Origin of the sequence: Aeromicrobium terrae (assembly GCF_008039565.1) — a bacterium.
Lineage (GTDB): Bacteria > Actinomycetota > Actinomycetes > Propionibacteriales > Nocardioidaceae > Aeromicrobium > Aeromicrobium terrae.
The window spans coordinates 309456-332995 of the sequence record NZ_VDUX01000002.1; the positions used below are offsets into that span (position 1 = coordinate 309456).

Annotated in this window: 26 protein-coding genes and 1 tRNA gene; 11 read left to right on the forward strand and 16 right to left on the reverse strand. The window is 71.6% G+C overall.

The features are described 5' to 3' along the window. From FHP06_RS05085 to FHP06_RS05095, 3 genes are read right to left on the reverse strand one after another with little or no spacing between them, the layout of a single operon-like run. Window positions 1-1401, reverse strand: a complete 1401-nt coding sequence (locus tag FHP06_RS05085) for a wax ester/triacylglycerol synthase family O-acyltransferase (protein WP_147684425.1) — start codon at window positions 1399-1401, stop codon at window positions 1-3. A gap of 10 nt (window positions 1402-1411) precedes the next feature. Continuing rightward, window positions 1412-2524: an AAA family ATPase gene (locus FHP06_RS05090; RefSeq protein WP_147684426.1), complete on the reverse strand. Its 1113-nt coding sequence runs from the start codon at window positions 2522-2524 to the stop codon at window positions 1412-1414. Next, window positions 2521-3090, reverse strand: a complete 570-nt coding sequence (locus FHP06_RS05095; RefSeq protein ID WP_147684428.1) for a hypothetical protein — start codon at window positions 3088-3090, stop codon at window positions 2521-2523. The genes FHP06_RS05090 and FHP06_RS05095 overlap by 4 nt, the downstream gene beginning before the upstream one ends. Before the next feature lie 197 nt (window positions 3091-3287). Here FHP06_RS05095 and FHP06_RS05100 point away from each other — a divergent pair, with 197 nt between their 5' ends. Continuing rightward, window positions 3288-3512, forward strand: coding sequence for a helix-turn-helix domain-containing protein (locus FHP06_RS05100; RefSeq protein WP_147684430.1), 225 nt, complete (start codon window positions 3288-3290; stop codon window positions 3510-3512). On the opposite strand, the gene FHP06_RS05105 is transcribed toward FHP06_RS05100, so the two are convergent. After that, window positions 3499-4005 (reverse strand): hypothetical protein, encoded by a 507-nt coding sequence (locus tag FHP06_RS05105; RefSeq protein WP_147684432.1) that lies wholly within the window; start codon window positions 4003-4005, stop codon window positions 3499-3501. The genes FHP06_RS05100 and FHP06_RS05105 overlap by 14 nt on opposite strands. Window positions 4006-4117: 112 nt before the next feature. Here FHP06_RS05105 and FHP06_RS05110 point away from each other — a divergent pair, with 112 nt between their 5' ends. Beyond that, a complete protein-coding gene (locus tag FHP06_RS05110; RefSeq protein ID WP_147684434.1) occupies window positions 4118-4684 on the forward strand; it encodes a LysM peptidoglycan-binding domain-containing protein in 567 nt (188 codons plus the stop codon). Further along, window positions 4681-5169, forward strand: coding sequence for an Rv3235 family protein (locus FHP06_RS05115; protein ID WP_147684436.1), 489 nt, complete (start codon window positions 4681-4683; stop codon window positions 5167-5169). The genes FHP06_RS05110 and FHP06_RS05115 overlap by 4 nt, the downstream gene beginning before the upstream one ends. Here FHP06_RS05115 and FHP06_RS05120 read toward each other — a convergent pair. Genes FHP06_RS05120 through glmU form a run of 3 tightly spaced genes read right to left on the reverse strand, consistent with a single transcriptional unit; the run spans window position 5166 to window position 8136 of the window. Then, window positions 5166-5726 (reverse strand): hypothetical protein, encoded by a 561-nt coding sequence (locus FHP06_RS05120; RefSeq protein WP_147684438.1) that lies wholly within the window; start codon window positions 5724-5726, stop codon window positions 5166-5168. The two genes, FHP06_RS05115 and FHP06_RS05120, sit on opposite strands and share 4 nt — an antisense overlap. Further along, window positions 5727-6704, reverse strand: coding sequence for a ribose-phosphate diphosphokinase (locus FHP06_RS05125; RefSeq protein WP_330999603.1), 978 nt, complete (start codon window positions 6702-6704; stop codon window positions 5727-5729). Further along, complete coding sequence (glmU, locus tag FHP06_RS05130; protein WP_147684440.1) at window positions 6697-8136, reverse strand: bifunctional UDP-N-acetylglucosamine diphosphorylase/glucosamine-1-phosphate N-acetyltransferase GlmU; 1440 nt, start codon at window positions 8134-8136, stop codon at window positions 6697-6699. Before glmU ends, FHP06_RS05125 begins: the two co-directional genes overlap by 8 nt. A 43-nt stretch (window positions 8137-8179) precedes the next feature. Between glmU and FHP06_RS05135 the strand changes: the two genes are divergently transcribed. The 5 genes from FHP06_RS05135 to FHP06_RS05155 all read left to right on the forward strand — a co-directional run bounded on the left by FHP06_RS05135 (window position 8180) and on the right by FHP06_RS05155 (window position 13084). After that, window positions 8180-8563 (forward strand): nuclear transport factor 2 family protein, encoded by a 384-nt coding sequence (locus tag FHP06_RS05135; protein WP_147684442.1) that lies wholly within the window; start codon window positions 8180-8182, stop codon window positions 8561-8563. 40 nt (window positions 8564-8603) lie between these two features. Beyond that, a complete protein-coding gene (locus FHP06_RS05140; RefSeq protein ID WP_147684444.1) occupies window positions 8604-9728 on the forward strand; it encodes a phosphotransferase family protein in 1125 nt (374 codons plus the stop codon). Window positions 9729-9800: 72 nt separating this feature from the next. Further along, the gene (locus FHP06_RS05145) at window positions 9801-10904 is read left to right on the forward strand and encodes a hypothetical protein (protein ID WP_147684446.1); all 1104 of its coding nucleotides are present in this window, start codon (window positions 9801-9803) and stop codon (window positions 10902-10904) included. 10 nt (window positions 10905-10914) lie between these two features. Beyond that, entirely contained in the window at window positions 10915-12369 is a 1455-nt protein-coding gene (locus FHP06_RS05150; RefSeq protein WP_147684448.1) for an aldehyde dehydrogenase, read from the forward strand. Between the two features lie 4 nt (window positions 12370-12373). After that, complete coding sequence (locus FHP06_RS05155; protein WP_147684450.1) at window positions 12374-13084, forward strand: EthD domain-containing protein; 711 nt, start codon at window positions 12374-12376, stop codon at window positions 13082-13084. On the opposite strand, the gene FHP06_RS05160 is transcribed toward FHP06_RS05155, so the two are convergent. Together FHP06_RS05160 and FHP06_RS05165 are read right to left on the reverse strand one after the other, a co-directional pair. Further along, window positions 13065-13556 (reverse strand): metallophosphoesterase family protein, encoded by a 492-nt coding sequence (locus FHP06_RS05160; protein ID WP_147684452.1) that lies wholly within the window; start codon window positions 13554-13556, stop codon window positions 13065-13067. The two genes, FHP06_RS05155 and FHP06_RS05160, sit on opposite strands and share 20 nt — an antisense overlap. A 10-nt stretch (window positions 13557-13566) precedes the next feature. Next, the gene (locus FHP06_RS05165) at window positions 13567-14256 is read right to left on the reverse strand and encodes a GAF and ANTAR domain-containing protein (protein WP_147684454.1); all 690 of its coding nucleotides are present in this window, start codon (window positions 14254-14256) and stop codon (window positions 13567-13569) included. A gap of 238 nt (window positions 14257-14494) precedes the next feature. Between FHP06_RS05165 and FHP06_RS16260 the strand changes: the two genes are divergently transcribed. Next, the gene (locus tag FHP06_RS16260) at window positions 14495-15697 is read left to right on the forward strand and encodes an HNH endonuclease signature motif containing protein (RefSeq protein ID WP_147684456.1); all 1203 of its coding nucleotides are present in this window, start codon (window positions 14495-14497) and stop codon (window positions 15695-15697) included. Between the two features lie 19 nt (window positions 15698-15716). Next, complete coding sequence (locus tag FHP06_RS05175; protein ID WP_147684458.1) at window positions 15717-16106, forward strand: limonene-1,2-epoxide hydrolase family protein; 390 nt, start codon at window positions 15717-15719, stop codon at window positions 16104-16106. A 4-nt stretch (window positions 16107-16110) separates the two neighbouring features. Here the strand turns inward: FHP06_RS05175 and FHP06_RS05180 are convergent. The 3 genes from FHP06_RS05180 to FHP06_RS05190 form a co-directional block, all read right to left on the reverse strand. Next, window positions 16111-16192 (reverse strand) — tRNA-Gln (locus FHP06_RS05180). A 98-nt stretch (window positions 16193-16290) separates the two neighbouring features. Further along, on the reverse strand, window positions 16291-17055 hold the full coding sequence (locus FHP06_RS05185) for a methyltransferase domain-containing protein (protein WP_147684460.1): 765 nt from the start codon (window positions 17053-17055) through the stop codon (window positions 16291-16293). Continuing rightward, window positions 17052-18401 carry an amidase gene (locus FHP06_RS05190; RefSeq protein ID WP_187271790.1) on the reverse strand — a complete coding sequence of 450 codons (1350 nt, stop codon included), beginning with the start codon at window positions 18399-18401 and terminating at the stop codon, window positions 17052-17054. The genes FHP06_RS05185 and FHP06_RS05190 overlap by 4 nt, the downstream gene beginning before the upstream one ends. A gap of 74 nt (window positions 18402-18475) precedes the next feature. Here FHP06_RS05190 and FHP06_RS05195 point away from each other — a divergent pair, with 74 nt between their 5' ends. Next, a complete protein-coding gene (locus tag FHP06_RS05195) occupies window positions 18476-18970 on the forward strand; it encodes a MarR family winged helix-turn-helix transcriptional regulator (protein WP_230973411.1) in 495 nt (164 codons plus the stop codon). Here the strand turns inward: FHP06_RS05195 and FHP06_RS05200 are convergent. The 4 genes from FHP06_RS05200 to FHP06_RS05215 are packed head-to-tail and all read right to left on the reverse strand — an operon-like array spanning window position 18960 to window position 23522. Further along, a complete protein-coding gene (locus tag FHP06_RS05200) occupies window positions 18960-20678 on the reverse strand; it encodes an ABC-F family ATP-binding cassette domain-containing protein (RefSeq protein WP_147684464.1) in 1719 nt (572 codons plus the stop codon). The two genes, FHP06_RS05195 and FHP06_RS05200, sit on opposite strands and share 11 nt — an antisense overlap. After that, on the reverse strand, window positions 20678-21586 hold the full coding sequence (locus FHP06_RS05205; protein ID WP_147684466.1) for a 4-(cytidine 5'-diphospho)-2-C-methyl-D-erythritol kinase: 909 nt from the start codon (window positions 21584-21586) through the stop codon (window positions 20678-20680). The genes FHP06_RS05200 and FHP06_RS05205 overlap by 1 nt, the downstream gene beginning before the upstream one ends. Continuing rightward, entirely contained in the window at window positions 21583-22425 is an 843-nt protein-coding gene (gene rsmA, locus FHP06_RS05210; protein ID WP_222706366.1) for a 16S rRNA (adenine(1518)-N(6)/adenine(1519)-N(6))-dimethyltransferase RsmA, read from the reverse strand. The genes FHP06_RS05205 and rsmA overlap by 4 nt, the downstream gene beginning before the upstream one ends. Next, window positions 22422-23522 (reverse strand): transglycosylase family protein, encoded by a 1101-nt coding sequence (locus FHP06_RS05215; RefSeq protein WP_187271791.1) that lies wholly within the window; start codon window positions 23520-23522, stop codon window positions 22422-22424. The genes rsmA and FHP06_RS05215 overlap by 4 nt, the downstream gene beginning before the upstream one ends. Between the last annotated feature and the right edge of the window lie 18 nt (window positions 23523-23540).

The following is a 23540-nucleotide window of genomic DNA, read 5'->3' on the forward strand; positions in this document are numbered from 1 at the left end:
TCACCTCTGCGGCCGCTGGCGGCCACGCGGGGCGCGGGAGCCCTTGGCACTGACGGACTCGACGAGCTCGGCGAGGGCGTCGCGGATGCACTGCGCCAGGACGGCGACGTCCGGCACGGCGTCCCGGTCGGCGACGAGACCGAAGAACACCTTGCCGCGGTACGAGGTGACGCCGATGGAGATGGCTCGGTTCCCGCTGAGCGGGATGCACGGGTAGACCTCGGCCACCGCCTCCCCGGCCATGTAGACCGGGTCCTGCGGGCCGGGCACGTTGGTGATGACGATCTGGTGCCCGCGGCCCGACTCCGCGGCGGCCACGCGAGCTCCGACGGCGTGGAACGTCGAGGTGGCGAAGCCCGGCAGGTTGGCGAGCTTGTTGGCCGCGACCGCCGAGCCGGTCTCGCGGTGGTCCTTGAGCGCGTAGGACACCTGGTGCAGCCGGACGACCGGGTTGGACTCCCCCACCGGCAGCGACAGAAGGTGGCCGCGCACCTTGGAGCCGAGCGACGTGGGCAGGCCGTCGTCGGAGACCACTGACATCGGCACCATGGCGCGGAAGCTGGTCTTGGCGCTCACCTGCTCGGCGCGGGTGAGCATCCAGCCGCGGATGCCGCCGGCGATCGTGGCGAGGATGACGTCGTTGACGGTGCCGCCGTGCTCCTCGCGGACGCGCCGGAACTCCTCGAGATCGGTGGCGATGGACGCGAACCGGCGGTGCCGGGACAGCTCGGCGGACAGGATGCCGCGCGGCGGGGCGGACGGGCCGCGGAGGAACGGCAGCGCCCGGGCGACGCGACCGAGGTTGTGCTCGGTGATGCGGAGCGCCTCGCCGGGATGCCGGAGGTTGCGGTCGAGCGTGGCGGCCACGAGGTTGACGCCGTGCAGCCCGGTGCGAGGGCTCCAGTCGGCGTGCGGGATGTCGCGCTCGTGCGCGGTCTCCTCCAGCAGCACCTGGGCCAGGTCGATGGTCTCCGAGCCGTCCACCAGCGCCTGGTGCGCCTTGAACAGCAGCGCGACGGCGCCGTTCTCCAGGCCCTCGATCAGGTACAGCTCCCACAACGGCCGGTCGAGGTCGAGCCGGCGTGCGATCAGCCGGCCGACGAGCTCGTGCAGGGCATCGCGGGTGCCGGGCTTGGGCAAGGCGGAGCGACGGACGTGGTGGGAGATGTCGAAGGCGTCGTCGTCGACCCAGACCGGCGTGCTCAGCCCGCCGGGCACCTTGCGCGGCACCTGGCGGTAGCGCGGGACGATGTCCAGCCGCTCGCTGATGACCTGGATGAGCCGGTCGTGGTCGAGCGGGCGGTCGTCGGGCTCGAGGATCGCCAACGACGCGATCTGACGCGGTGCGGACGCGCTGTCCTGGCTCAGGAACATCGCGTCCAGGGGACTCAACCGCTCCACCGGGCCTCCTCTAGTGCGACACCGCAGAACGTACCAGGGGAATGTCCGCGACCAGACGGTCGATGGCCTGGACGAACGGCGAGCCGGGGTCGACGTCGCGTGGCGCCTCCCCGCGCATCACGGCGAGGTCGAGCGTCGCCACGTCGCTCGGGACGAACTGCGCCGGTTCCCGGCCGGTGAGCCGGGCGATCGTGTCGGCGACGTCGCGCTCCTTCCAGCCGAGCGTCGGGCGCATCTGGTTGACGACCACGATGGGTTCGAGCGTGGTGGTATCTCGCAGGGCGTGCAGCGCGCGGACGAGGCGGGTGAGGCCGACCGGGTCGGCGCGTCCGACCACGACGAGGACGTCGGCCTGTCCCAGGACGAGCTCGGCGACCGGGTCGAGCGTGGCACCGAGGTCGACGACGACCAGGTCCGCGGCGGTCCGCAGGTGCCGCAGCACCAGGTCGAGGGCGCCGGCCCTGATCTGCGTGGCCATGTCGGCGCGCGGGATGCCGCTGAGCAGCCGGAGGCAAGGCTCGACGTCCAGCAGCTGTTCGGCCGTCTCGGCGACGCGGCCCTGGTTCGCCGCCCGGCAGGCGGCCACGAGACCGCTGACCTCGTCGAGCACGGACAGCATCTGGGCGATCGAACCGCCGGTGGTGTCCGCGTCGACGAGGACACAGTCCTGGCCCGCGTGGGCCTGGGCCGCGGCGAGCGAGACCGCGACCGTGCTGCGGCCGGGCGCCCCGGTCGGTCCCCAGACCGCGACGGTGCGGCCGCGCTGCTCCGGCTCCGGCTCGGCGCGCTCGACCGGCGTGCCCATACGGGCGATGGCGCCCGGGATGTCGGTGGGGTCCGCCCGCACGGCGATACCCAGCGCCTGGCAGCGGTCGCCGTCCCCGACGCCGACGACCCGGACGCCGGAGCGCTCGAGCCGGAACACGGCGTCGGCGTCCAGGCCGGGCAGGCCGGCGGCCACGACCGCGGCGTGGGCTCCCGACGACGGGGTGACGGCCAGCAGCTCGGCGACGTCGACGCAGCGCCGGACGAGGCGCAGGTCGGGCGCGGCCTCGATCTCCCGGATCCCGGCGGACTCCCAGGCGGCGCCGCCGGCGGCGACGAGGACCAGCGTGTCGGTCACGAGACGCGCACCATCGTGACGTGCGCGGACGCGATGGTGCTGACGACGTCGCCGTCGAGCTCCACCCCGGACACGTCGACGAGCACGGTGCGCGCCGCCGAGCCCTCGAGCGACGAGGTGCGGCCGCCCGTGGAGACGACTCGCACGTTCCGCAGGACCCGGGCGGACTCGATGCCTGTGTCGTCGCCCGGACCCGGGCCGACCCAGACGTCGACGCGGTCGCCGCGCTGCAGGTCGGCCGGCGCGGCACCGGCGGAGACGCTCAGCGGCAGCTCGGCGACGTGGGCCGTGGCCTCGGACGCCAGGGCGGCCTGGTCGACGAGCGCGCCGCCGCGGAGGTCACGCGCCCACACCAGCGAGCCGAGGCGCTCAGGCAGTGGCTCGTCGACCGCCATGAGCTGGTCGGCGGCCGCTCCGCTGACGTGGGCGTCGGCCCGCACCAGGTCGGCCCGCTCCACGGGATCGCCCTGCTTCACGTCGTCGCGCACCGCCCAGTACCCGGTGGTGGAGCCGCTGGCCGCGACGACGGTGGCGCCGAGCACCGTCGATCCGAGCACCAGCAGCACGCCGAGAATCAGGCGTGGATCACTCCACGTGGGTCGGGTGAGTCGTGTCGTCCGTCCTGACTTCGCAGGCCCCCGCCAGATCGTCATCCCTCGTTTCTACTGGTCATGAGCGGGCGCGTCGAGGGCAGGGTCCGCTTGTCCACAACGAGGCCCGACACGAATGGGCCATGACACTGATACATGGAAAACTGGGGGCCATGCCCGCTTCCCCACGCTTCCTGACGTTGACCGACGTCGCCGAGGTGCTGAACGTGAGCGACAGGCAGGCGTACGCCCTCGTGCGGTCCGGAGACCTCCGTGGCATCCAGGTCGGCGGTCGCGGCCAGTGGCGGGTCGAGGCGGTCGAGCTCGAGGACTACATCAAGCGCCAGTACGAGCGCACCGAGCAGATCGTCGCCGAGGAGCAGCTCAGCGACCGCTGAGCGTCACCGCCGCCACCGCGGCGAACGGCACCATCCGCGTGCGACCGCCGTCGCTGGCGACCCGGACGAAGTCGTGGCCGACCACGTCGACGCGCCCGTCGACGGCCGTCCCGTCCGCCCGGGTGATGCGCAGGGTGGAGTCCTCGGCGCGCGCCGCCCGGAAGACGTGACCCCACCCCAGGCGTGAGGTCACCACCGACTCGTCGAGAGCACGGTGCTCGGACGAGACGATGCTGAGCACGGCCGACGCGGCCACCACGTGCTCGACGGTGCCGGAGTCCAGGTGCACGACGTGGTCGTTGACCAGCTGCACATCGCCCTCGACGCGGCCGAGGCCGATCACCTCCAGCACGGTCCGACCACCGACGAGCTCACGCCAGGAGGTCTCGGCCCACGTGCCGTCGCGCAGCTCGTCGACGAGCACGTCGCGCTCGGCCAGCTCGAGGTCGTCGGCCTGCCCCTCGAGGTCCGCGAACAGTCGGTCCCACCGCACGTCGGCAGGCTAACCGACGCTGTGGAGGGCGCGTTGACATCCGTCCCCATTCGGTCTTGAGTGTCATCAAACGTTGTCAAACGTCATCAAATGATCTCGGGGGAGCTTGCCGATGAGGCCTGTCGTCGTCGTTGCGCTCGCAGCGGGCGCACTGATCGTCACCGCACCGGACGTCGGGACCGACGCCGCCGCACTCGTCGGGCCGGACTTCCCGGCCGCGATGCTCGCGCTGCTGTCGTTGCTGCTGCTCGGTGCGGCCGTGTGGGCGCTGCTGGTCAGCGCGCTCGCGAGCGTGCCGTCGCTGCGCGGCGTCGCGGTCGTCCTCACGCCGCGCCTGCTGCGCGGAGCGCTGTTCGCGGGGGTCACCGCCACGGTCGTCGTCACGCCGGCCCATGCCGACGGTGCCGACCACGTCCTCGACGGGCTGCGCCTCCCGGACCGGCCGGTCGTCTCCGCGGCTCCCGTCGCACGCCCGCTCACCTCGAGCGTCGTGGTCGTCCTCCCCGGCGACACGCTGTGGGGCATCGCCGCGGAGCACCTGGGCGCCCGTGCCGACGCCGCCACGATCGCCGGCGCCACGCGGCGTTGGTACGCCACCAACCGCCACGTCATCGGGCCCGACCCGGACCTCATCCGCCCCGGCCAGCACCTCGTCCCACCGCAGGAGGACCACTCATGAGAACCGCGACCGCCCTGAACGTCATGCCCGTGACGCCGTCGTTCGACGAGGTGATCGACCCGTCGCCAGGGCAGATCCCGCTGCCGTTCCCCGGGATGCGTCCGGTGCTGCCGGTTCCCGTCGAGCGCGACCCGAGCGGCGACCATCCGCTGCGCCGTCGCGCCTCGCACTTCATGCAGGCCCTGGTCGAGGTGCTGTCCGGCGAACGCGCCGCCCGGCAGATGGCGCCGTGGATGGCACCCGACGTCTACGAGCAGCTGCACGCCCGCCTGTCAGCACGGGCCCGAGCCCCGCGACGCTCAGGGACGGGCAGCGCTCCGCGGATCGTGTCGGTGCACGTGGCGATGGTGAACGACGAGACGGCCGAGATCGCCGGACGCATGGTCCACCGCGGGCGCTCCCGCGCCGTCGCCGTGCGCCTCGAGCTCCAGACCTCGCACCGTGGCGACCGCGCCTGGCGCTGCACCGCCCTGGTGTGGGCCTAGTCGACGACGACGGAGCCGATGACGTCGAGCCCGGACAGGATGCCGACCGCGGTCAGCCCCGCGCAGGCCACCGCGGCTGTGACGAGCCACGGCCGACGGCGGGACTCCCGAGTGCTGCCGAGTCCGAGCGCGATCCAAAGCAGGCCCTCGACGAGGAACCACGGCTCGTTCAGGAACAGGTCCTGCAGGTCGGCGGTCCGGCGGTCGAACGAGGCCCAGAAGCTGGCCGGCAGCTCGGTGGGGTGCACGCCGGCCAGGCTCAGGACCCGGAGCGTCGCGTCGACCAAGGCGTGCATCGTGCAGCCCACGCCCGCGACCCAGCCCAGGACGGACGCCACCGAACGCAGTCGCTCCACCGCCACGAGGACCAGCGGGACCAGGGCGCCGAGCAGCACGATGCCGGCGCCGATGGCGTTCACCCGCTGGAACTCGCTGTCCGATCTCGGGACGCCGATCATCCCGGCCTCGCCGCCGAGGGCGTAGTAGCCGCGGTACACCGCGTATCCGAGCGCCCAGACGAACAGGGCGCCGGCGAGGAGCGCTCGCCGTCCGGTCACCTAGTTCTTGAACAGGCTGGTGACGGAGCCGTCCTCGAACACCGCGGCCGTGGCCTGGGCGAGCAGCGGGGCGATCGACAGGACGGTGAGCTTGTCGAACCGCTTCTCGTCGCCGATCGGCAGCGTGTTGGTGACGATGACCTCGCAGGCCGTGGAGTTCTTCAGCCGGTCGATCGCCGGACCGGAGAAGACCGCGTGCGTGGCGACGATGACGACGTCCTCGGCACCGTCGGCCATCAGCGCCTCCGCGGCCTGGACGATCGTGCCGCCGGTGTCGATGAGGTCGTCGACGAGGATGCAGGTGCGGCCCTCGACCTCACCGACGACGCGGTTGGCCTTGGACTCGTTGGGCTTGCGGGGGTCGCGCGTCTTGTGGATGAACGCCAGCGGCGCGTTGGCCAGCGAGTTGGCCCACGACTCGGCCACCTTGATGCGGCCCGCGTCGGGCGAGACGACGGTGAGGTCGCGCTTGCCGTACTTCTTCTTCACGTGCCGCGTGAGGATCGGCATCGCCAGCAGGTGGTCGACCGGGCCGTCGAAGAAGCCCTGGATCTGCGCGGTGTGCAGGTCGACGGTCATCAGGCGGTCGGCGCCGGCGGTGAGGAACAGGTCGGCCATCAGGCGGGCCGAGATGGGCTCGCGGCCCAGGTGCTTCTTGTCCTGCCGGGCGTAGCCGTAGAACGGCAGGATCACGGTGATGCGCTTGGCCGACGCCCGCTTGAGCGCGTCGATCATGATCAGCTGCTCCATGATCGCGTCGTTGATCGGCTCGTTGTGGCTCTGGATGACGAAGGCGTCGCAGCCGCGCACGGACTCGTCGAAGCGGATGTAGATCTCGCCGTTGGCGAAGTCGTACGCCGTGGTGGGGACGATCTCCACCTCGAGGAGGTTCGCGACCTCCTCGGCGAGCGTCGGGTGGGCCCGGCCGGAGAAGAGCATGATCTTCTTCGTCGGGGTCTGCTTGAGCAGGCTACTCACCGTCGTTGCCGTCCTTTGCTGCGTCGCGCGCCGCCTCTGCCGCCGGGGTGTCCGGCCGCTTGGCCTCCACCCACCCCTCCATGGTCCTCTGCGGACCTGAGCTCGTGGCGAGCGCCCCCGGCGGGACGTCCTCGCGGACCACGGTGCCGCCACCCGTGTACGCGCCGTCGCCGATCTCGACCGGCGCGACGAAGACGTTGTTCGACCCGGTGCGGGCCTGCTTGCCGACCTTCGTGCGGTGCTTCTTGACGCCGTCGTAGTTGGCGACGATCGTGCCGGCGCCGATGTTGCTGCCCTCGCCGATCTCGGCGTCGCCGACGTACGACAGGTGCGGCACCTTGGCGCCCGGCCCGATCTGCGCGTTCTTGGTCTCGACGAAGGTGCCGATCTTGCCGTCGGCACCGAGCTCGGTGCCCGGCCGCAGGTAGGAGAACGGTCCGACCATGGCGCCGGCCCCGACGACCGCGTCGGAACCGTGGGTGCGGATGACCGTCGCGCCCTCCCCCACCTCGACGTTGCGGAGCGTGGTGTCGGGGCCGATGGTCGCGCCCGACGCGACGGCCGTGGCGCCGAGCAGCTGCGTGCCGGGCTGCAGGGTGACGTCGGGGGCCAGCGTCACGGCCGAGTCGATCCAGGTGGTGTCCGGATCGATGATCGTGACGCCCTCGCGCATCCAGTGCTCCGTGGTGCGGCGGTTCAGCTCGCGGCCGAGGCGGGCGAGCTGCGCGCGGTCGTTGACGCCCTCGGTCTGCCAGACGTCCTCGAGCACGTGCGCGCCGACCGGACGTCCGTCGGCGACGGCGTGGGCGACGATGTCGGTGAGGTACAGCTCGCCCTGGGCGTTGTCGGTGGTCAGGCGGCCGACGGCGTCGACGAGGAAGTCGGCGTCGACGGCGAGGATGCCGCTGTTGACCTCGCGGATCTCGCGCTCGGTCTCGCCGGCGTCCTTGTCCTCGCGGATGGCGACGACGGCGGACGTCGCGTCGCGGACGATGCGCCCGTAGCCGCTGGGGTCCTCGAGCTCGGCGGACAGGATCGTGACCGCACGGCCCGCGGAGCGGTGGTCGTCGAGGAGCGCGCTCAGGGTGGATGCGGTGAGCAGCGGGACGTCGCCGTACGTGACGAGCACGGTACCGGCGGGCTTGTCGTCCAGCGCCTCGAGCGCGACCTGGACGGCGTGCCCGGTGCCGCGCTGCTCCTCCTGCACGGCCTGGACGACGGAGTCGTCGAGCTCGGCGATGGCCGCGGACACCTGCTCGCGATCGTGGCCGACGACCGCGACGGTGGTGGCGGCGCCGACGTCGCGCACCGCGAGCAGCGCGTGGGCGATCATGCTCCGCCCGCCCAGCTCGTGCAGCACCTTGGCGCGTGCCGACTTCATCCGCGTGCCCGCCCCTGCGGCCAGCACGATGGCCGTGACCTGAGTGTCCACGGATCCAGCGTAGACGGCGCGGGTCAGGTCTAGAGTCCGGCGCATGAGCGACGAAGCGGCCAACCGCCGGATCTTGGAAGCCATGTTCGGGGTCGACGGGACGCTGCTGCTCTCGCCGGAGCAGGAGTACGAGGCGCGGTCGCCGGACTACGTGATGGAGATGCCGCAGTCGGGCGAGCGCATCGTCGGTCGCGACGCCATGCGCGCGATGCAGGAGGCCTTCCCGAACCCTCCCGCCGCGACCGTTCGCCGGATCGTCGGCAGCGGTGACGTGTTCGTCATGGAGGCCACGTCCGAGTACCCGGGCGCCGGCACCTTCCACGTCGCGGACATCGTGGAGTTCGCCGACGGGAAGATCGTCCGCGAGACCCGCTACTACGCCGAGCCGTTCGACCCGCCGGAGTGGCGAGCCGAGTGGGTCGAGTGAGTGCTTGACACTAGAACACGTTCTAAATGATGCTGCTCGGATGACGCAGGCGCCGTCGGCCGACTTCTCGATGCAGCGTTCCAGTCGCGACGCGGCGGACGTCCCCAGCGCGCTGGCCGATTGGCTGGCCACGCAGCTGCCGGACGGGGCCGACCCGTCCGTCACCATGCACTCCGGCATCGACGCCAACGGCATGTCGTCGGAGACGCTCGTGCTCGACGCCGCCTGGACCCAGGACGGTGAGTCGCGAACGGCCGAGCTCGTCGCCCGCGTGGCCCCCTCGCTCAAGGACATGCCGGTCTTCCCGTCGTACCGGCTCCAGGACCAGTTCGACGCCATGCGGCTGGCCGGCGAGCTCAGCGACGTCCCGGTGCCGACCGTGCGCTGGATGGAGCCCACCGGCTCGGTGCTCGGCACCCCGTTCTTCCTGATGGACCGCGTCGACGGCGTCGTGCCGCCGGACGTGCTCCCCTACAACTTCGGCGACAACTGGCTCTTCGACGCGACGCCGGAGCAGCAGCGCCGCCTGCAGGACGCGACCGTCGAGGCGATCGCCGGCCTGCACGGCATCCCCGACGCGGCGACGACGTTCGGCTTCCTCGAGGCCGACACCGACGGCGAGACGTCCCTGCAACGGAACCTCGCCCGCACCCAGGACTGGTACGACTTCGCGGTCATCGACAGCGGGTCGTCACCGCTGGTCGACCGCGGACTCGCCTGGCTGCGCGCCAACGTGCCGACCGGCACCGACACCGTGCTCTGCTGGGGCGACGCGCGCATCGGCAACGTCCTGTACCAGGACTTCGAGCCGGTCGCCGTCCTCGACTGGGAGATGGCGGCCGTCGGACCGCGCGAGATGGACCTCGCCTGGCTGGTGTTCGCCCACCGCGTGTTCGAGACCATCACCGGCGTGATGGAGCTGCCGGGCATGCCCGACTTCCTCCGCGAGGACGACGTCCGGCAGAAGTACGCCGAGCTGACGGGCGTCGAGGTCGGCGACTTCCGGTGGTACCACGTCTACGACGCCGTGCAGTGGGGCATCGTCTTCATGCGCACCGGCGCGCGGCAGGTGCACTTCGGCGAGATCGAGCAGCCCGACGACGTCGAGTCGCTGATGCACCACCGGCCGCTGTTCGAGCAGCTCCTCGACGAGGTCGGCGCCTGAGATGCACACCCCACGCCGTTCTTCGCCTCCCCCGCTTCGCTCCTCCGTCGAACAACGCCGCGGGGACCCCGAATGAGCGTCGGGCCGCTCGACGAGTACCCGATCCACCAGCTGCCGCTGCCGGTCACCTGGGCCGGGCTCAGCGACCGGAACTTCTACGACCGCTGCTACCTCAACGCGCACGACCGCACCGGCGACATCTTCGTCATCAGCGGCCTCGGCTACTACCCCAACCTCGGCGTGAAGGACGCGTTCTTCCTGGTCAGGCGCGGTGACGAGCAGACCGCCGTGCACCTCTCCGACGCCATCGACGACGACCGGCTCCAGCAGCACGTCGGCGGGTACCGGGTCGAGGTCGTCGAGCCGCTGCGGAAGCTCCGCCTCGTGCTCGAGGAGACCGAGGGCATCGCCTGCGACCTGACCTGGGAGGGCTCGTTCGACGTCCTGCAGGAGCAGCCGCACGTCATGCGGGCCGGCAGCCGGGTCACGCTCGACGCGCAGCGGTTCGCCCAGGTCGGCACCTGGAGCGGGTCCATCGCGATCGACGGCGAGGAGATCGCGGTCAGTCCGGACACCTGGGTCGGCACACGCGACCGCTCGTGGGGCATCCGCCCGTCCGGCGAGCCGGCGCCACCGGGCGCCCCAGCGGACCCCGAGTTCGAGGGCATGTGGTGGCTCTACGTGCCGATGCGGTTCGACGACTTCGCCGTCGTGCTGATCGTCCAGGAGGAACCGGACGGGTTCCGCACCCTGAACGACTGCACGCGGATCTGGGCCGACGGACGCGTGGAACAGCTCGGCTGGCCGCGCGTCGAGATCGCGTACACGTCGGGCACGCGCATCCCGACCGGCGCGACGATCCACTGCACCACGCCGGAGGGCAAAGCTCTCGTGCTCGAGGTGGAGTCCAGGCTGGCTGTGCCGCTGCACGTCGGCGGCGGCTACGGCGGCGACTCCGACTGGGGCCACGGGGTCTGGAAGGGCCCGGGCTTCACAGAGCGGGTCACCTACGACATGACCAGCCCCGACGTCGCCGGCCGCGTGATGTTCGGCGTCATCGACCACGTGGGCCGTGCGGTGTGCGACGGTGCGGAGGGATGGGGCCTGTTCGAGCACGGCGCCATCGGCCGGCACGACCCGAGCGGCTTCGCCGACTTCTTCGACCTCGCTCCCTGAGGAGGGAACCATGACTCTCGACCGCGACGCCTTCTTCATCGGCGGCGAGTGGGCCGCGCCCGCGTCGGACCAGCTGCTCCAGGTGGTGTCCCCCCACAGCGAGGAGGTGGTGGCGCGGGTCCCGGAGGGCACGGCCGCCGACATCGACGCCGCCGTCGCCGCCGCCCGGACCGCGTTCGACGAGGGGCCATGGCCGCGGATGACGCCGGCCGAGCGCATCGCCGTCGTCGAGGCGTTCTCCGGCCTGTACGCCGCGAACCTCGAGCAGATGGCCGGCCTGATCACGACCGAGATGGGCTCGCCGACGTCGTTCTCGAACCTCGCCCAGTCGCCCGCCCCGTGGATGCAGATCGAGGCGTTCCTCGCCGTGGCGCGCGAGTTCCCGTGGGAGGAGGCGCGGACCGGAGCGCTCGGCTCCGACGTGATCGTCCGGCACGAGCCGGTCGGCGTCGTGGCCGCGATCCCACCGTGGAACGTCCCGCAGTTCACGATCATGTCCAAGCTCGTGCCGGCGCTGCTGGCGGGCTGCACGGTCGTGGTGAAGCCGGCGCCGGAGTCGCCGCTCGACCCGTACCTGATGGCCGAGCTGCTGCAGGAGGCCGGCGTGCCGCCGGGCGTCGTGAACATCGTCGCGGCCGGGCGCGAGGCCGGTGCCCACCTCGTGGCGCACCCCGGCGTCGACAAGGTCGCGTTCACCGGCTCGACCGCCGCGGGGCGTGCGATCGGCGCGGTCTGCGGGGAGCAGCTGAAGCGGGTCAGCCTCGAGCTGGGCGGCAAGTCCGCCGCCATCGTGCTCGACGACGCGGACCTCGGCCCGACGATGGAGGGCCTGAAGTTCGTCGCGCTGATGAACTCCGGCCAGGCCTGCGTCGCGCAGACGCGGATCCTGGCCAGCCGGAGCAACTACGACGCCGTCGTCGACGCGCTCGCCGAGACGGTGTCCGCGATGACCGTGGGCGACCCGGCCGACCCGGCGACGGAGATCGGACCGATGGTCGCGCAGCGCCAGCAGGAGCGGGTGGAGAAGTACATCGCGCTCGGCCAGGAGGAGGGCGCCCGCGTCGTCACCGGCGGTCTCGGCATGCCGGACGGCCTGGACCGCGGCTGGTACGTGCGGCCCACGGTCTTCGCCGACGTCGACAACGGCATGCGCATCGCGCAGGAGGAGATCTTCGGGCCCGTGCTGTCGGTGATCCCCTACGACGACGTGGACGACGCCGTCCGCATCGCCAACGACTCCGACTACGGCCTGGCCGGCACGGTCTGGACGTCGGACGCCGAGGCCGGGCTCGACGTCGCCCGCCGCGTCCGCACCGGCACCTACGGCGTGAACACCTACACGATGGACTTCGCCGCCCCGTTCGGCGGCTTCAAGGCGTCGGGCGTCGGGCGCGAGTTCGGTCCCGAGGGGCTGGCGCAGTACACCGAGGTGAAGTCGATCTACACGCCGCTGCCGGAGGGCTGAGCGCGTGGAGAAGGTCATCGTCCTGCTGCGGCGGGCGGATGCCGACGACGCGTGGTGCGAGCGCCTGCGCGGACCGGTGGCGGACGAGCTGCTGGAGCTCGGGTTCCCGGGCGTCACCGTCAACGTGCGCGACGCGGAGGTGCGCGACCCCGTCATCACCCTGACGGTGCTGGACCCGCCGGTGATGGCGCTGGTGAACCTCTGGACGCAGCAGTCGTACGGCGAGGACGTGCAGGCGGCCCTCGCGCTGCTGGCCAAGGAGTGCGACGACGTCGCCGCGTACCTGGTGACCGAGTCCGCTCCCCTGCCGCCGCCCCGGACCGAGCCGGGCGAGCGGGCGGACGCGCTGGCCAACGTCGCCCTGCTGCGCCGGCCGGCCGAGCTGGACGAGCAGACCTGGCTGGACCGCTGGCACCTCGACCACACCCCCGTCGCGATCGAGACGCAGTCGACGTTCGGCTACGTGCAGAACGCCGTCGTGCGGGCACTCACGCCGGACGCGCCGGTGGTCGCGGCGGTCGTCGAGGAGCTGTTCCCGATGGCGGCGGTCGGTGACCTCGCGGCGTTCTTCGGCGCGGCCGACGACGCCGACCTGCAGTCCCGGATGGAGCGGATGATGGCGAGTATCGCCCGGTTCGGTGCGGACCGGGACGTCGACACCATCCCGACCAGCCGCTACGTGCTGCGCAGCCCGTTCACAGACGGTGCAGCGTGACGTCGACGAGCTCGCCGCCGGCGATCTCGGCCGTCATGTACGTGCAGTAGGGCTCCCGGCGCCGGTCGGTGGGCGACCCGGGGTTGAGCAGGCGCATGCCGTTCTCGGCCGTCGTGTCCCACGGGATGTGGCTGTGGCCGAAGACGAGGACGTCCAGGTCCGGGTAGGCGGCCGCCATCCGACGTTCTCGGTTCGCCTTCTGGCCGGTCTCGTGCACCACGCCGATTCGGACGCCGTCGAGCGTCACCGTGGCGACCTCGGGCAGCACGGCGCGCAGGTCGTCGCCGTCGTTGTTGCCCCAGCAGGCGACCAGCCGCTTCGACCGTGCGTCGAGCGCCTCGAACAGCGCGAGCGTCATCCAGTCGCCGGCGTGGATCACGACGTCCGCGGCGTCGACCTCGTCCCAGAGCCTCGCGGGCAGGTCACGGGCGCGGGTCGGCACGTGCGTGTCCGACATCAGGAGCAGCCTCACCGGACCACTGTCACAGAGCCGGCTCGTGCCGTCCGAGCTGGTCGGTGTTCTCGATGATCTCCGCCGCGATCTTCACGAGCTTGGTGTTGGTGTCCTGCGACAGCCGCTTCAGGTAGGCGAAGGCCTGGTCGGCGTCGATGCCGAACGAGCTCATCAGCAGGCCCTCGGCCTGCCCGATGACGGTGCGGTGGGACAGCGCCGTCCGCAGACCCTCGCGCTCCGTGACGTTCGCGATGGCGACGGACGCGTGCGTGGCGAGCCAGGAGATGACGGCGGCATCGTCGTCGTCGAAGGCGTCGACCCCGCGGGCGTAGACGTTGAGCGACCCGATGCGACGCGTGCTGGTCTCCAGGGTCGAGCTGATGACGCTGTGGAACCCGATGTCCGCCGCCGCCCGTCCCCACCGCGGCCATCGCTCGTCGGCCCGGGTGTCGCGCACGAGGTAGGTGGCGTCGCCGCCTTCCAGAGCGGCCAGGCACGGCCCCTCTCCGAGCTCGGCCTGGAGCTGGTGGGCCGCCTCGATGTCGTCGCTGGTGTCGGCGATGGTCTCGACCGCGCCGCCGCGGACCACCATCAGACCGGCTCCGTCGGCCGCCACCGACAGCCGCGCATAGCTCGCGATCGTGTCGGCCGTCTCGGCCGGCGTCTCGGCGTCGTGCAGCTCCATCGCCATCGAGGCGATCAGGTCGTTCAGCGTCATGCGGTCGTGCGCTTTCGTCCATGCCGTTCGCGGGGCGCGACGGGACACCAGAATCCCATCTGATCATTCTTCGGTGTCAGCGATTCTGTGGATTGCCGCCGGCGACGACGCCGAGACCGACCGCCCGTCGTCCTTCGAGCCGCCCGCGTAGTGCCGTTCTTCAGCACGCGCTGACCCGCGCGTGGACAACGTGCGGTCGTCGAATCGGGTTGTCGGTGGGGGTGCCTAGGTTGGAGGTATGACCAGGTCAGAGCACGTCTCGGCGGATCGGCTGACCGATCTTGCGCGTGCTCGCGCGGCCGCGGAGGCGACTGAGTGGTCAGGCATGCTGCAGTACGCCGATCAGGCCGAGGCCGCGATCCAGGCGTCGCAGTGGTCGCCGATGGTCAAGCAGATGAACGTCGCGGCGATCGCGTTGGAGATCGGCACCGCGATGGGGCTGTCGGAAGGTCAGGTGCATCGCCGTCTCTCGGTGGCTCGTCGGGTCCGTGACAGCGCGCCGTTGACCTGGCTGGCGTTCCGCGACGGGCGAGTGGACGCGGTCCGGCTGATGATCATCTCCGACGGGATCGACAAGCTGAAGCGCGACGCGTCGATCGTGCGGCTCGATCAGCGGGTCGTGACGTACGCCGAGACCCACACCACCGCCCAGCTGCGGCAGTGGGTGCGCCGCTTCATCGCCCGCGTCGAGCCCGACGAGCACGAGAAGCGCGCCGAGGACGAACGGAAGACGCGCCGGGTCGACGCCCTCCACGGCGAGGACGGCATGGGGTTCCTCGACGCCAAGCTGCCGTCCTACCTGCTGGCCGCGATCGACAAGCGGTTGATCAAGGAAGCCAAGGCCCTCGGCGCCGACGACCCCCGGACCCTCCAGCAACGCCGCGCCGACCTCCTCGCCGCCTGGCTCACCACCAACAAAGCCGGCGAGCCCGCGATCCACGCCGACATCGCCGTCACCATCCCCGCCGCGTCGTTGGCCGGCGTGAACGACGACCCGATCGTCTCCGCCGACGGAGACTGGGTCATCCCGGCCGCCTGGATCTCAGACCTAGTCGCCAACGGCAACACGCTCTGGCACCGGATCATCACCGATGGCGCCGGCCACACCCTCGACCACACCTACCTCGGACGCTTCGCCCCCGAGACCGTCAAGAAGGCCATCGCCTACCGCGACGCCACCTGCCAAGCCCCCGGCTGCACCAGACCCGCCGACCAGTGCGACACCGACCACCGCATCCCGCACCCCACCGGACCGACCTCCGGCACGAACCTCTGGGCGCTGTGCCGACGACATCACCAGCAGAAGGGCCACCAAGTCATCCGCTGGCTCCTGCCCTCCGGACGCGAAGCACCCGCCGAGACCGCAGCCCACTCACCACCCATCGAGGACCTCTCCTGGATGGAGCACCAGCTCGCCGACTTCCTCGTCGACCCGAGCTAGCGTTCAGTAGATTCCCCGTATGACCGAACCGACCAAGCCAGAAGGCAACGCCGCCGTGGTCACCGAGTTCCTGGACGCTCTGGCCGCCCCTGACACGGACCGCGCTCTCTCCTTGCTCGCGCCCGACATCGAGTGGCGCAACACCGGGTTGCCCACCTTCCGGGGTGGACGCGTCTTCGCGATGTTGCGGGACATGGAGAAGCGCGGCGTCGGCTTCGCCGTGGACGTGCACGCCATCGCCGAGCAGGGCGACGTCGTGCTGACCGACCGCACGGACTACCTCTGGAAGGGCCGACTCAAGACCGGGTTCTGGGTTCGGGGCACGTTCACCGTCCGCGACGGGCTCATCACCGTGTGGGACGACGCCTTCAGCCTCGGGAACCTTCTGAAGGGGTTCGTGAAGCACTGACCTGTGGCTCCCCGGGTAGGAGTCGAACCTACGTCGCTAGTCCTGATTCAAAGTCAGGCGGGCCCTGCCGGCAGACCAACCGGGGATCGATATGAAGTTTGGGCCCGCCAGGCGGGGCAGCACCCACATTGGCCGGCAGACCAACCGGGGAATGGTCGCTTCGACATGCTCAACGACCGTGTTCTCAGGCTACCGGTGACGCGACGGCGAACGTGCGAGCGAACGGCAGCACGGTGCCCCAGGGTCGTTGCGGGTAGGCGAGGCGCAGGGCGGCCTTGTAGTCGGCGACGAACTCCTCGCGGAGGCCGTCCGGGAGGGCCTGGAGGATCGGTCGGGCGCCGGTGCCGGAGATCCAGGAGAACACCGGGTCGTCGCCCTCGAGGACGTGCAGGTAGGTGGTCTCCCAGGCGTCGACGGACCAGCCCTTCTCGGTGAACAGCTCCAGGTAGTCGTGCGGGCCGCGGCCGCGGCGGTCGTGCAGGCCCTCGGTGTGCTCGGCGTACGGCGGGCGCGACGAGACCTCGTGCAGCAGCCGGTGGCTCGGGGCGTCGCCGTTGTTGGGCACCTGGACCGCGAAGGCACCGCCCCGCGAGACGTGGTCGGCGAGACGCGAGACGACGCGCAGGTCGTCCGGGACCCACTGGAACAGCGCGTTGGAGATGATCAGGTCCACCGGTCCGTCGGGCGACCACTCCGCGACGTCGGCCAGGACATACTCGGCGTCGCCACGTGCCTGGGCGTCGGCGATCATCTCCGGTGACGAGTCCACGCCGACGATCGAGGCGTCGGGCCAGCGGTCGCGCAGCACGGCGGTCAGGTGGCCGGGTCCGCACCCGAGGTCGACGATCGTGCGCGGCTCGAGCCGGATCCGGGCGAGCAGGTCGAAGTACGGGCGCGACCGGTCGTCCTCGTGGCGGAGGTAGAGAGTGGGATCCCAGGTCGCGGTCACGTGAGACTCCTCTCGAGCTGACCCGCCAGGGAGATCAGCCGGACGTCGTCGCCACGGCGGGCGATCAGCTGGACGGCGAGCGGGAGACCGTCGGGCGTGCGGCCGACCGGCATGGAGACCGCGGGCGTGCCGGCGTGGTTCCACTGGGCCGTGTACGGGTAGAAGGAGTTCATCGCGAGCACGAGGCGGAGGCCGCCCTTGCCGTCGAAGTGCCCGACGGGCAGCGCCGGGCCGCTCATCACCGGCGTGAGCAGCACGTCGACGCCGAGGTCGTCGTGCACGGTGGACCCCCAGCGCTCGCCGGCGCGGATCGCGCGGGTGACGGCGCGCGGACCGAAGACGCGGGCCAACCGCGCCACCTGGCGGGTCCGCCGCTCGAGCTTCTCGGGGTCGTCGACGGTCAGGGTGCTGTCGCGGATGCCGGCGAGGTAGCGGACGGTCAGCTGCTTGGCGTCCAGGCCGTACGGAATGGTCACGTCGGTGACGTCGTGCCCGGCGTCGGAGAGCTTGGCGGCCGCGTGGTCCATCGCCTGCTTGACCGCGGGGTCGAGGGGCAGCGCGCGGGTGGCGGCCGACGCGCTGGTGGAGACGCCGATCCGCAGCGGCTCCGGATCGCGCGCGGCCGCGTCGACGAGCGGCCCGTCGAAGTGCCCGAACGTGTCGAGGAACAGGGCCGAGTCGGCCACCCGCGCCGCGAGGCCGCCCTGGGTGGAGAGCCCGTGCCAGCCGCCGGAGCTCGGCATCGTGCCGTGCGTCGGCTTGAAGCCCACCAGCCCACAGCAGGCGGCAGGGATCCGGATCGAGCCCGCCCCGTCAGACGCCGTGGCGATGCTGACGGCGCCCGACGCGACCAGAGCCGCGGAACCGCCGGACGAGCCGCCGGGCGTGTGGTCGAGGTGGTGCGGGTTGCGGGTGATGCCGAACGCGTCGGACTCGGTGAACCCGTAGATCGCGAGCTCCGGCAGCGTCGTCGTCGCGACGGGCACCATGCCGGCCGCCCTGATCGCCGCGACGAGCTCGGTGTCCGCGCTCGCGACGGTGCTGATCGACCGACTCCCCCGCGCGGTGACGTGCCCCTCGACGTCGAGGTCGTTCTTGATCGCGATGGGCACGCCGAGCAGCGGCCCGTCCTCGCCCTCCGCGCGGCGCCGATCGGCCTCGGCGGCGGCGTCGAAGGCCTCGTCCGCGAGCAGCTCGACGACCGCGTTGAGGCGGGCGTTCTCGCGCTCGACGGCCGCGAGCGTCGCGACGGTCAGGTCGCGGGAGCTGAGCTCCTTCGCCCGGAGCAGCGCCGCCTGCTGGGTGGGGCCGGCGGCGAGGATCTCGCTCATCGAGTCGGCTTCCATGACCGGAACGCTACGCCGGTCGCCGCCGCCAAACAATCTCGACATCAAGATTCTTGACGAACTACCATGAACGGGTGAGCACGCCCGACGAGGTCGATGAGGTCGTCGCCGCCTGGCAGCGGGAACGGCCGGACGTCGACGTCTCCGCGATGCACGTGCTCAGCCGCATCTCCCGCCTCGCCCGACACCTCGACCGCGCCCGCAAGCAGGCGTTCGCCACGCACGGACTCGAGACCTGGGAGTTCGACGTGCTGTCGGCCCTGCGCCGCGCCGGCAAGCCGTACCAGCTCTCCCCGGGCCGACTCGTCGCCGAGACCATGGTGACCAGCGGCACGATGACCAACCGCGTGGACCGGCTCGTCGAGCGCGGGTTCGTGGAGCGCCGGGCCGACCCCGACGACCGTCGCGGCGTGCGCGTCTGCCTCACCGCCTCCGGTCGCCGCACGGTCGACGCCGCGCTCGTCGAGCTGCTCGAGCACGAGCGCGAGATCCTCTCCGCCCTCGACCCAACGCGCGCGGCTCAGGTCGCCGACGCGCTCCGCACGCTCACCCGCTCCGTCAGGTCGTGAGCGACAGCCACTCGTCCTCGGCCGCCTCCCGCTGCCGCGCCACCTTCTGGTGCTCCGCGTGCAGGGCGACCAGGGTGTCGGGCTCCGTCGCGGACTCGACCATCCGCTTCTCCAGCTCCGCCTCCTGCGCGGTCAGCTTCTCGATCTGACGCTCCAGGCGCGCGACAGCCTTCTTGGTCTCTCGCTCGGTCTTCGCGTCGGAGGTCGTTTCGACAAGCTCAACGACCGGTCCTTGAGCTTGTCGAAAGGACTCCCTTCTCAATCGCAGGTACTCGTCGACCCCGCCGGGGAGGTGGCGGAAGCGGCCGTCGAGGACGGCGTACTGATGGTCGGTGACGCGCTCGAGCAGGTAGCGGTCGTGGGAGACGACGAGGAGGGTGCCGGGCCAGGTGTCGAGGAGGTCCTCGATGGCGGCGAGCATGTCGGTGTCGAGGTCGTTGGTGGGCTCGTCGAGCACGAGCACGTTGGGCTCCTCGAGCAGGACGAGCAGCAGCTGCAGACGACGCTTCTGCCCGCCGGACAGGTCGCGGACGCGGGTGCCGAGGTGACTGCTGCCGAAGCCGAGGCGTTCCAGCAGGTCACCCGGGTCCTCGACGACGTCGGCCACGCGGTCGTCCATGACCTTCTCCAGCTCGGTCATCGACTGGGTCAGGACACCGACCTGCACGGTCTTGCCCCGCTTCACCCGGCCAGTCGTGGGACGGACGGTCCCGGTCACCAGGCCGAGCAGCGTGCTCTTGCCGGCGCCGTTGACGCCGAGGATGCCGGTGCGCTCCCCCGGCCCGATGCGCCAGGTGACGTCCTGCAGGACCGGCCGGTCGTAGGAGACCGAGACGTCGAGCAGGTCGACGACGTCCTTGCCGAGCCGGGCGGTGGCCAGCTGGACCAGCTCGACCTGGTCGCGGACCGGTGGCTCACGCTCGATCAGCGCGTTGGCCGCGTCGATGCGGAACTTCGGCTTGGACGTCCGCGCCGGCGCGCCGCGGCGCAGCCAGGCCAGCTCCTTGCGCATCAGGTTCCGGCGTCGCGACTCCGCCGCCGCGGCCTGCCGGTCGCGCTCCACCCGCTGCAGGACGTACGCGGCGTAGCCGCCCTCGAACGGGTCGACGACGCCGTCGTGCACCTCCCACGTGTGCGTGCAGACCTCGTCGAGGAACCAGCGGTCGTGGGTGACGACGGCGAGGCCACCGGTGCCGGCCGGCCAACGACTGCGCACGTGCTCGGCCAACCAGGTGACGCCCTCGAGGTCGAGGTGGTTGGTGGGCTCGTCGAGGAAGACGACGTCGTGCTCCCCCGCCAGCACCTGCGCGAGGGCGACGCGACGACGCTGCCCGCCGCTGAGCGTGCCGACGACCGCCTCGCCGTCGAGGTCGCCGAGCAGGCCGTCGATGACCGCGCGGATCCGCGGCTCCCGCGCCCAGAGGTGCTCGGGCCCGTCACCGACCACCGTGCGGCGCACCGTGAGCCCGGGGTCCAGCACGTCGGCCTGGTCCAGGAAGCCGACGCGCAGGTCGCGACGCCAGGTGACGCGTCCGTCGTCCGGCTCCTGCCGACGGGCCAGGACGCGCATCAGCGTGGACTTGCCGTCGCCGTTGCGGCCGACGACGCCGATGCGCTCGCCGTCGGCCAGGCCGAGGCTGACGCCGTCGAGGATCTGGCGGTCCGGATAGGAGACCTGCAGCGCCTCGCCGCCGAGCAGCGGCGGCATCAGACGAGCCGGGCGCCGGCCACCGGGCCGCGAGCCTGGATCACGTCGGCGCAGACGCCCGCGCCCGCCAGCGCCATCGCGATGTCGAGGCTGTGGTTCTCGTCGGCGGCCAGGAAGACGCAGGTAGGGCCGGAGCCGGAGATCACGGCGCCGAGCGCCTCCGCCTCCAGGCCGATGTCGAGCGTGCCGGCGAGCTCGGGCCGGAGCGAGAGCGCCGCGAGCGTGAGGTCGTTGGAGAGCGAGCGGCCGAGCGCCTCGGCGTCACCAGCGCGCAGGGCGGCCAGGAGGTCGTCGGGCACCTCGGGCTGTGCGACGTTCGAGCCCTCGTTCAGGCGGTCGAACTCGGCGTAGACGGCCTTCGTGGACAACCCGGTGGCCGCGACGGCCGCGACCCAGTAGTACGAGCCGCGCGCCAGCACGGGGCTGACGGTCTCGCCGCGACCGCCGCCCATGGCGTTGCCGCCGTGCAGGAGGAACGGGACGTCGCTGCCCAGCTGGGCGGCGAGCCGCTCGAGCTCGGGCCGGCCGAGCCCGGTGCCCCAGGCCTCGTTGCAGGCGACCAGGGCCGCAGCCGCGTCGGCCGAGCCGCCCGCCATGCCCCCGGCGACCGGGATGACCTTGCGGATGGCCAGCTGGACGCCCGCCTCCGTGCCGGTGGTGTCGCGCAGGAGGTGGGCCGCCTTGACCGCGATGTTGTCACCGTCGGTGGGGACCTCGGCGGACTCGTCGGCCTCCAGGTGGACGGTGACGCTGATCTCGTCGTCCTCAGTGGCGGTGGCCTTGACCTCGTCGTGCACGTCGACGGCCTGGTACACGGTGGCGAGCGGGTGATAGCCGTCGTCGCGGACCGGACCGACGCCGAGGCACAGGTTGATCTTGGCCGGCACCCGCACGGTCGCTGTCGTCACGCGTCAAACCTAGCGGCGACCCGGGCGAAGTCGTCCACGGTGAGCTGCTCACCGCGGGACTGCGGATCGACGCCGGCGGCGCGCAGCACCTCCTCGGCCCTGGCCGGAGATCCGGCGAGGTTCGCGAGGGCGGCGCGCAGGGTCTTCCGGCGCTGGGCGAACGCGGCGTCGACGACGGCGAACGTCGCCTGTCGGAGCGCCTCGTCGCCCGGTTCCTCGTGCCGCCGGAACGCGACGAGCGCCGAGTCGACGTTCGGCGCCGGCCAGAACACCGTGCGGCCGATCGTGCCAGCGAGCTCGAGGTCCGCGTACCAGGCCGCCTTGACGCTCGGCACGCCGTAGACCCGGGACCCGGGTCCGGCAGCGAGCCGGTGCGCCACTTCGGACTGCACCATCACGAGGCCCGACCGGATGGATGGGAACGTCTGCAGGAGGTGCAGGAGGACCGGCACCGAGACGTTGTACGGCAGGTTGGCGACGAGAGCTGTCGGCTCCAGTGGCAGCGACTCGACGCGCATCGCGTCGGCCTCGACGAGATGCAGCTCGCGGCCGGGAGCGAGCTCGGCGACCGTCGCGGGGAGCTGCGCGGCGAGCACGGGGTCGATCTCCACCGCCACGACGTCCTGGGCGATCTCGAGCAGGGCGAGGGTCAGGGAGCCCAGGCCCGGACCGACCTCGACGACGACGTCGCCGGCGCCCACACCGGACGTCCGCACGATGCGGCGCACGGTGTTGGCGTCGACGACGAAGTTCTGCCCACGCTGCTTGGTGGGACGCAGTCCGATCTGCTCGGCGATCCGGCGGACGTCGGTGGCGCCGAGCAGACGGACGTCACTCAATTGTGGCGCGCTCCTGCGCAGCCCCACTGGCCCCAGCCGGAGCGGGCCTGCAGGATCTTCGCGCGCTTGATCTGCTCCTCGCGGCTGGCGTCGGACGGGAGGCCGGTGCCACCCACGCTCTGCCACGTGGCCAGGGTGAACTGCAGGCCGCCGTAGTAGCCGTTGCCGGTGTTGATGGACCAGTTACCGCCGGACTCGCACTGGGCGATCTTGTCCCAGACGCTGTTGCCGGCGACGGCGGGCGCCTCCTGCGTGCCGCGGGCGACGACGCGGACCTTGGGCTTGGTGATGGTCTGCGAGGTGAGCACCTGGCGGTCCTTCACCTTGCCCTTGGCGACGCTGAGCACGACGTGCTCGCGCGCCTTGCCGGCCTTGCCCGGCTCGAGCACCTTGGTGGAGCCCTTCGACATCGAGTCGTCGTCGCGGTACTCGACCGGCGGGGCGAGGTCGACGATCTCGGTGGTGTCGACGGCCTTCGCGCGGATGACCTTGATGGTCTGACCGGGCTTGACGAAGGTGTCGCGGGCGGGCGAGACGACGTCGTCGGAGTCGAACTGCACGTGGCCGGCCTTGAGGACGTCGGCGACGCGAGGCGCGGCGGTCTCCACCTTCTTGGTGGTGCCGTTGTCCTTGACCGTGAGCTTCTTCGGGTGGCTGACGACGATCTCCATGCCGTCGCGCGGCACGCGGGCCGAGCGCTTGGCCGAGAGCTTCGCGTCGTCGCCCGGGCTGACCTTCATGCGGTCGAGCACCTGGCCGACCGTGTTGTCGTGCACGGTGGCGCGACGCACGGTGCCGTCGACGGCGACGGTGACCGGCTTCGCGTAGTCGACGGCGATCTTGTCGCCGTCGGAGATCGGGGCGGACGAGGGCCGGTTCACCTCGTCACCGGGGCGCAGCGAGACCTTCTTGTCGGCGAGGACGTCGCCGACCGAGGAGCTGAACGTCCGGATGGTGTCGGTCTTCCCGTCGATCGCGACGGTGACGGTCTTGCTGAGTGCTCCGTAGGCGACGGTGCCGCCGGCGAGAACGATGAGGACTGCGAGGTTGATGGCGATGAGGGCACGCTTCTTGGTGATGCGATGCGACTGATGCACAGGTAAAGCCTTGTGTTT

What these genes read in the sequence shown, in the direction of transcription:
- FHP06_RS05100 (WP_147684430.1), top strand. Translation starts at nt 3,288, where the DNA reads ATGCCCGCTTCCCCACGCTTCCTGACGTTGACCGACGTCGCCGAGGTG.
- FHP06_RS05110 (WP_147684434.1), top strand. Translation starts at nt 4,118, where the DNA reads ATGAGGCCTGTCGTCGTCGTTGCGCTCGCAGCGGGCGCACTGATCGTC.
- FHP06_RS05115 (WP_147684436.1), top strand. Translation starts at nt 4,681, where the DNA reads ATGAGAACCGCGACCGCCCTGAACGTCATGCCCGTGACGCCGTCGTTC.
- FHP06_RS05135 (WP_147684442.1), top strand. Translation starts at nt 8,180, where the DNA reads ATGAGCGACGAAGCGGCCAACCGCCGGATCTTGGAAGCCATGTTCGGG.
- FHP06_RS05140 (WP_147684444.1), top strand. Translation starts at nt 8,604, where the DNA reads ATGACGCAGGCGCCGTCGGCCGACTTCTCGATGCAGCGTTCCAGTCGC.
- FHP06_RS05145 (WP_147684446.1), top strand. Translation starts at nt 9,801, where the DNA reads ATGAGCGTCGGGCCGCTCGACGAGTACCCGATCCACCAGCTGCCGCTG.
- FHP06_RS05150 (WP_147684448.1), top strand. Translation starts at nt 10,915, where the DNA reads ATGACTCTCGACCGCGACGCCTTCTTCATCGGCGGCGAGTGGGCCGCG.
- FHP06_RS05165 (WP_147684454.1), bottom strand. Translation starts at nt 14,256, where the DNA reads ATGACGCTGAACGACCTGATCGCCTCGATGGCGATGGAGCTGCACGAC.
- FHP06_RS16260 (WP_147684456.1), top strand. Translation starts at nt 14,495, where the DNA reads ATGACCAGGTCAGAGCACGTCTCGGCGGATCGGCTGACCGATCTTGCG.
- FHP06_RS05175 (WP_147684458.1), top strand. Translation starts at nt 15,717, where the DNA reads ATGACCGAACCGACCAAGCCAGAAGGCAACGCCGCCGTGGTCACCGAG.
- FHP06_RS05190 (WP_187271790.1), bottom strand. Translation starts at nt 18,401, where the DNA reads ATGGAAGCCGACTCGATGAGCGAGATCCTCGCCGCCGGCCCCACCCAG.
- FHP06_RS05200 (WP_147684464.1), bottom strand. Translation starts at nt 20,678, where the DNA reads ATGCCGCCGCTGCTCGGCGGCGAGGCGCTGCAGGTCTCCTATCCGGAC.